The following is a 7,257-nucleotide window of genomic DNA, read 5'->3' on the forward strand; positions in this document are numbered from 1 at the left end:
TTTTTAAAAGGCGAACTCTGTTTTACAAACTTCTTCTGCATTATCTAGTTTTGAGGGAATGAAACCTCAATAAAATAGTCTGGTAACTATGGCAAGAAGGTCACACCCGTTCCCATACCGAACACGGAAGTTAAGCTTCTTTGCGCCGATGGTAGTTGGGACTTTGTCCCTGTGAGAGTAGGACGTTGCCAGGCAAAACCAAGCAGCACAACCTGATGAGGGTTGTGCTTTTTTAATATAAAAAAAGAAAAAAGTACGAAGTGTTTCACAATAAATCGTCAATAGACATACACCCAATCGCATTTACCAACATAAGATACAACGAGGGATACCTTGATAATGATAATTCTAAATCTTGTATATAATTAGAAAATACTGGCAAGAATAGGTGTATGGAGGTGGTGTGGTTGAATTCTTTAGCACATAGTCATTACCAGGAAACGTGCGTTATTTGTGAGAACTTAAAACCAAAAGGGATACATCTTTATACTTCATTTATTTGTACAGAATGTGAGGACGATTTAATAAAAACAGAAACACATGATCCAAAATATAAATACTTCCTAAAACAACTTAGAAAAATAACAACCCCTGAAATTTTCTCCTAAAAAGTCCATTTGGGCTTATTTTTTTTTCATAGAGTGTAGGTTCTATTGTTTTTTGTTAAAATAAATTAGACTCTTTGAAGGGACAAATCAATGAATAAACAAAAACGAATACCATTGTATGAGGCACTACATAAACACACAAAGATCGATCCTATTTCATTTCATGTTCCAGGTCATAAGGCCGGAACAATCTTTCAGCATGAAGCAAAGGGTTTTTTTCAGGAGATTCTTAGATTAGATGCAACAGAACTTTCTGGGTTAGATGATTTGCACTCTCCTGAGGGTGCAATAAAAGAGGCTGAGGAACTCTTAGCAGCGGCTTATCAGGTTAAGAAAAGTTTTTTCTTAGTGAATGGATCTACGGTGGGGAATTTAGCCATGATCCTATCCGTATGTGAAAAAGAGGACGTTATTCTAGTGCAAAGAAACTGTCATAAGTCAGTCCTAAATGCTTTAAAATTAGCGAAAGCACGTCCTGTGTTTATCGACCCAGATTATAATCAAGAGTGGAAGACTGTAACAGGAGTTTCAAAAGAAATCGTTGAGAGGGCTATTTTGCTCTATCCGGAGGCAAAAGCTCTATGTTTAACATATCCGAACTACTATGGACAGGTGTATGACTTAAAAGGTATTATCGATCTGGCACATCATCACAATATACCTGTTTTAGTAGATGAAGCACATGGCGCTCATTTTATAATAGGAAAGCCATTTCCGGCTTCTGCTATCCAGCTAGGTGCAGATATCGTTGTTCATTCAGCGCATAAAACCCTTCCAGCGATGACAATGGGTTCTTATCTACATATAAATAGCAATAGAATTGACAGTGACAAGGTTCGAGATTATCTGCAAATGCTTCAATCAAGCAGCCCTTCATACATTATCATGGCTTCACTTGATCTTGCTAGAAAGTATTTAGCAACCTATGAACAAAACGATGTCGAGTACCTTATCACACAAATTAATCACTTTAAGAACGAGCTAAAAACGATTAAAAGTATTAAAATACTAGAGTACCCCGATACACAAGGGGACACATTAAAAGTAACGATTCAATCAAGGTCCAAGTTAACAGGATTTGAACTACAAAAAAAACTTGAGGAAATTGGCATTTATACAGAACTAGCTGATCCTTATAATATCCTCTTGATTCTCCCTTTATTGAAAGAAGGACAAGACTACCCGCTAAATGAAGTAAGCAGGAAAATAAAAGATGTATTAATCAACCTGCCACAATATGAGATAATGGAAGGGTTCCGAATGAGCTCTGGAAAAATAACGGAGCTAGCTATTCCTTTTGAACAATTATCGGATTATGCTAAAGTAGCTGTAGAAATTTCAAAAGCTGCAGGGAAGGTATGTGCAGAGACGATCATACCTTATCCGCCAGGGATACCCCTTTTGCTAACGGGTGAGTTAATTACGGAGGAAAAAATCAGTCATCTCTCCGAACTATTGAGTGCAGGAGCAAGATTTCAAGGGGGTTCCTTCCTAGACAAAAACCAAATTAAGATATATAAGATACGTTAAGATTTTGGAGGATTACAATTGATGAAGAACGGATTTTTTATTACATTTGAAGGTCCTGATGGTGCAGGAAAATCAACCATTATTAGGATGGTAGCAAACGAATTAAAAGATGTGCTGCTAACAAGAGAACCAGGTGGTATAGATATTGCGGAACAAATCAGAAAGGTTATTTTAGATAAGGAAAATATTGCGATGGACGCTCGGACAGAAGCATTACTCTATGCTGCTGCGAGAAGACAGCATTTAGTGGAGAAGGTTAGACCAGCCTTAGAGGAAGGAAAGGTAGTTTTGTGTGACCGTTTTGTCGATAGCTCGCTAGCTTATCAAGGTTTTGCACGCGGTTTAGGAATTGATGAAGTGTTATCGATTAATCAATTTGCTATTGAGAATATGATGCCTAACCTTACTATCTATTTTGATATTGAACCGGAGCTTGGTTTACAAAGGATTAACAAAAATAAAGGGCGGGAAGTGAACCGCTTAGATTTAGAACATCTTGAATTCCATAATCGGGTTAGAGAAGGGTACCAATTAGTATTGAAGAAGTTTCCAGAAAGAATCGTTAAAATTGATGCATCTAGAGAAGTAGAAGACGTTTTTGCAAAAACCATGGTGCTTCTAAAAGAAAAAATAATTTAGTATGAGCCTTCTGAGTAGGGCTTTTTTCTTTTAAGACAAATTTCAAAAGTCCTTCCTGTCGAATATCAATGTGATAAGGACAAATACCTGTTATAATATAGGAAAGATAAAAGAGATTGTTAGGGAGGGGTTGGTAGAGATGAAACTTATCATTGCTGTAGTTCAGGATCAGGATAGCAACAGGTTATCAAAAGCACTGGTTGATCATAATTTTAGAGCGACGAAGCTGGCAACTACAGGCGGTTTTTTAAAATCAGGTAATACCACCTTTATGATTGGCACAGAGGATGTTCGTGTTGATCGTGCATTACAAATCATTAAGGATAACTGCAAATCGCGGGATCAATTAGTGGCGCCTGTTTCCCCTATGGGTGGAAATGCAGACTCGTTTGTACCGTACCCTGTAGAAGTTGAGGTTGGCGGTGCAACCGTTTTCGTCCTCCCAATTGAACAATATATGCATTTTTAAATCTATAAATGTAAGTGAGTGATTAACTTGGTAAAAACATGGGACCAACTAGAAGAGCTGCAGCCTACCGTACTAAAAATGTTGAAGAACAGTTTATTGAAAAACCGTGTAGCCCATGCCTATTTACTTGAGGGAATCAGAGGGACTGGGAAAAAGGATATTGCTTTATTAATCACGAAGGCTCTATTTTGTGTGTCATTGCAAGAAGGCTATAAACCATGTGAGTCTTGCAATAATTGCCGCCGAATTAATAGCGGTAATCACCCAGATATTCATAAAGTAGAGCCTGATGGTTTATCAATAAAAAAACAACAAATTCAAAGTCTCCAAGAGGAGTTTTCAAAAAAAGGTGTAGAATCTTCAAGAAAGGTTTATATGATTAGTGACGCTGACAAAATGAGTGTGAGTGCTGCCAATAGTTTGCTAAAGTTTCTTGAAGAACCAAACTCACAAACCACAGCTTTTTTACTAACTGAGCAGCCGCAGCAGCTATTACCAACTATTCTTTCACGCTGCCAAATATTATCATTTAAGCCATTATCTCCACAAGCAATGATCAATCAGTTGACTGAAAATGGCGTTAATCCAATGAAAGCACCACTATTAGCCCAGTTAACAAATAGCCTTGACGAGGCTTATGAATTAAATGTCGACGATTGGTTTGCACAAGCTCAAAAGATAGTGGTAAAATTATATGAGGTGTTGAAAAAAAATCCTTTGGAAGCAATGGTAACTCTTCAAGGGGAATGGTTCACACACTTTAGAGAGAAAGAACAGATTAATCGTGGTTTAGATCTTTTACTTCTTATTTTTAAGGATTTATTATATATACAATTAGATAAACAGGAGCAAATTGTCTTTAAGGCTGAAAGTGAACGGTTAAGACAATATGCTCTTGAAACATCCGGACGGCGATTATCGGATCAAATGACGGCTATTCTCGAGGCAAAAAGGAAACTAGCGGCGAATATGAACCCGCAGCTAATGATGGAAGAGCTTGTGTTAAATTTGCAGGAGGGATCTTCATTTGTATGATGTTGTAGGAGTGCGCTTTAAAAAGGCGGGAAAAATCTATTATTTTGATCCTGGAGACCTCTCAATTCAAAAAGATGACTTTGTGATTGTCGAAACGGTTCGCGGAGTTGAATATGGCAAAGCTGTCGTTGCACGCAAGCAGGTTGAGGAGCACGATGTTGTTCTACCGTTAAAAAAGGTAGTGAGAATTGCAGATCATAAGGATAAAATGATTGTTGAGGAAAATAAACAAGCTGCCCAGGAAGCATATGATGTTTGTAATGAAAAAGTTAATGGGCATCAACTAGATATGAAACTAGTGGATGTTGAATATACCTTTGACCGAAATAAGGTGATTTTCTATTTTACTGCTGACGGAAGAGTTGATTTTCGTGAGTTAGTAAAAGATTTAGCATCCATTTTTCGGACAAGAATTGAATTACGCCAAATTGGTGTCAGGGACGAGGCGAAAATGCTTGGAGGCATAGGCCCGTGTGGAAGAATGCTTTGCTGCTCAACATTTTTAGGTGACTTTGACCCTGTGTCCATCAAGATGGCAAAGGATCAAAATCTATCTTTGAATCCTACTAAGATATCCGGTTTATGCGGAAGACTTATGTGCTGTTTGAAGTATGAGAATGATGAATATGAGGCTGCAAAAGAACAACTGCCTGATCTAGGGGAAATGATTCAAACTCCTCAAGGTCGAGGAAAAGTGGTAGGATTAAATTTATTACAGCGGGTACTTCAGGTAGAACTAAAGGAACAAAATCAAGTTCTGGAGTATACATTGGATGAAATCATTAAAGAAGGTGCCTTTTCTATACAATCCACAGATTAAGAGGTGTGCGACGTGGATAAAAAAGAGATATTTGAATCAGTAAGTAATATGGAAACACAAATTGGCCATCTTTACCAACAGCTCGGGGAATTAAAGCAGCATTTAGCCGAAATACTAGAAGAGAATCATTATTTAAAGCTTGAAAATGAACATCTAAGACGCCGCTTAGATGTAAACACGGACAAAGAAAAGAAGGATGAAAAGGTTAAAAAGGGGACAACTTCCCGCATGCATATCGGAGATCAAACTCTTGATATCGGTGAAGGTTATGATAACCTCGCACGTTTATATCAAGAGGGATTTCATATTTGTAACCTTCACTTTGGAAGTTTGCGTAAGGAAGGCGATTGTCTATTCTGTCTCTCCTTTCTTAATAAGAAATAAATCGCAAAGAGGTTGACTTAGGTCAGCCTCGTTTTTTTACATATTATAAGAGGTGTATAGATATGGTGGTCATATTAAAGGATGACGAACGGCTGGATTACTTGCTTGCTGAAAATTTAAGGATTATCCAAAGTCCGTCTGTTTTTGCTTTTTCGCTCGATGCTGTCTTACTGGCTAGATTTGTGTATGTACCCATTCAGAAAGGGAATATTATTGACCTTTGCAGCGGCAATGGGGTTATTCCTTTATTTTTAAGTGCTCGAACAAAGGGAAATATAAGTGGTGTTGAAATTCAAGAGCGGCTTTATGATATGGCAGTAAGAAGTATTGAATATAATCATCTTCAGGACCGTTTACGGATGATTCATGGTGATATTAAAGAGGTTCCTAAGCAATTAGGGTATGGGAAATTTGATGTTGTTACCTGTAATCCACCGTACTTTCTGACTCCTTCAAAGGATGAAATCAACCCCAATGAACACCTAGCGATTGCCCGCCACGAAATACTTTGTACACTAGAGGATGCGGTGAAGGCTTCGAGTCAATTAGTGAAGCAGGGCGGGAAGGTGGCGTTTGTTCATCGTCCGGGGAGGCTGATGGACATCATAACCGCTATGCGTCAAAATCGCCTTGAACCTAAGCGCATCCAGTTCGTGTACCCAAAGGAAGGAAAAGAAGCAAATACATTACTAATTGAGGCAATAAAAGATGGCAGTCCTGATTTAAAAATACTCCCGCCTTTGTTTGTCTATAATGAAGAGGGTGAATACACAGCGGAGATTAAAAAGATTTTATATGGATGAAAAATGGAGGTGGTTATGATGTGGCAGCAAAAGAGTTTTGAGAATGAAGCACAAAAGGGAATCCTCTATCTTGTGCCGACCCCAATTGGCAATCTCGAGGACATGAGTTTTCGTGCAGTAAGAATTTTAAAAGAAGTAGATTTAATTGCAGCAGAAGATACAAGAAATACAAAGAAGCTATGCAATTATTTTGAAATTCAAACACCTGTTGTCAGTTATCATGAGCATAATAAAGAATCGAGCGGTGAGAAACTGATATATAAGATTAAGGATGGTATGAAAATAGCGTTAGTGAGTGACGCAGGCATGCCGGCCATTTCCGACCCAGGGTATGAGTTGGTAGAGGCCGCTATAGGTGAGAAAGTAACTGTAGTTCCATTACCAGGTGCAAATGCTGCTCTGCCAGCGTTAATTGCTTCTGGACTTGCTTGTCAGCCTTTTTACTTTTATGGTTTCTTGAACCGAAATAAAAAAGAAAAAAAGTCGGAGTTAGAAAAATTAAAGAAACAAACAGGAACACTTGTGTTCTACGAGTCGCCACATCGCCTAAAAGAAACGCTATCCAGTATGAATGAAATATTGGGAAATCGTAATGTTGCTATTTGTCGGGAATTAACCAAAAAGTTTGAGGAATTCATCAGAGGCAGTTTAGAGGAAATCATCACATGGGCGAACCAAGATGAAATCCGAGGAGAATTTTGTTTAATTATTGAAGGTGCAGATGAAAGTAAATTAAAAGAGGAAGAAATAAGCTGGTGGGAAGCTTTGTCGGTGGAGGAGCATGTTCATCACTACATAAGTGTTAAAGATATCCCTTCAAAAGAGGCCATCAAGCAAACCGCAATCGACAGAGGAATCAGCAAACGGGAAGTGTATCAAGCTTACCATATTGATTAGTATTAAAAAATTGGCTATTAAAAAGGAGACCGTCGATTTTGGAACCTGTTGATTGGAGCGAAAGGGGCTCGA

At 38.2% G+C, this 7,257-nt stretch carries 9 protein-coding genes and 1 rRNA gene; all 10 read left to right on the top strand.

What is annotated here, in order from left to right; translation table 11 throughout:
• The first annotated feature begins 78 nt into the window (after nt 1-78).
• Nucleotides 79-194: ribosomal RNA gene (gene rrf / locus V7124_RS22720) — 5S ribosomal RNA — on the top strand.
• Between the two features lie 198 nt (nt 195-392).
• A complete protein-coding gene (locus tag V7124_RS22725; RefSeq protein WP_335415616.1) occupies nt 393-608 on the top strand; it encodes a sigma factor G inhibitor Gin in 216 nt (71 codons plus the stop codon).
• A gap of 90 nt (nt 609-698) precedes the next feature.
• The gene (locus V7124_RS22730; RefSeq protein WP_335493725.1) at nt 699-2,138 is read left to right on the top strand and encodes an aminotransferase class I/II-fold pyridoxal phosphate-dependent enzyme; all 1,440 of its coding nucleotides are present in this window, start codon (nt 699-701) and stop codon (nt 2,136-2,138) included.
• A gap of 21 nt (nt 2,139-2,159) precedes the next feature.
• Entirely contained in the window at nt 2,160-2,777 is a 618-nt protein-coding gene (tmk, locus tag V7124_RS22735) for a dTMP kinase (protein WP_335493727.1), read from the top strand.
• 139 nt (nt 2,778-2,916) lie between these two features.
• Nucleotides 2,917-3,246, top strand: a complete 330-nt coding sequence (locus V7124_RS22740; protein WP_335415495.1) for a cyclic-di-AMP receptor — start codon at nt 2,917-2,919, stop codon at nt 3,244-3,246.
• A gap of 27 nt (nt 3,247-3,273) precedes the next feature.
• Nucleotides 3,274-4,281 carry a DNA polymerase III subunit delta' gene (gene holB / locus V7124_RS22745; RefSeq protein WP_335493729.1) on the top strand — a complete coding sequence of 336 codons (1,008 nt, stop codon included), beginning with the start codon at nt 3,274-3,276 and terminating at the stop codon, nt 4,279-4,281.
• Nucleotides 4,274-5,101: a PSP1 domain-containing protein gene (locus V7124_RS22750; RefSeq protein WP_335415501.1), complete on the top strand. Its 828-nt coding sequence runs from the start codon at nt 4,274-4,276 to the stop codon at nt 5,099-5,101. The genes holB and V7124_RS22750 overlap by 8 nt, the downstream gene beginning before the upstream one ends.
• 12 nt (nt 5,102-5,113) lie before the next feature.
• Complete coding sequence (yabA, locus tag V7124_RS22755; RefSeq protein WP_335415504.1) at nt 5,114-5,485, top strand: DNA replication initiation control protein YabA; 372 nt, start codon at nt 5,114-5,116, stop codon at nt 5,483-5,485.
• A 65-nt stretch (nt 5,486-5,550) separates the two neighbouring features.
• Nucleotides 5,551-6,288, top strand: a complete 738-nt coding sequence (locus V7124_RS22760) for a tRNA1(Val) (adenine(37)-N6)-methyltransferase (protein ID WP_335493791.1) — start codon at nt 5,551-5,553, stop codon at nt 6,286-6,288.
• A gap of 18 nt (nt 6,289-6,306) precedes the next feature.
• Nucleotides 6,307-7,185: a 16S rRNA (cytidine(1402)-2'-O)-methyltransferase gene (gene rsmI / locus V7124_RS22765; RefSeq protein WP_335493793.1), complete on the top strand. Its 879-nt coding sequence runs from the start codon at nt 6,307-6,309 to the stop codon at nt 7,183-7,185.
• Nucleotides 7,186-7,257: the final 72 nt, after the last annotated feature.

The organism is Neobacillus niacini (assembly GCF_036961885.1).
Taxonomy (GTDB): domain Bacteria; phylum Bacillota; class Bacilli; order Bacillales; family Cytobacillaceae; genus Neobacillus; species Neobacillus niacini_H.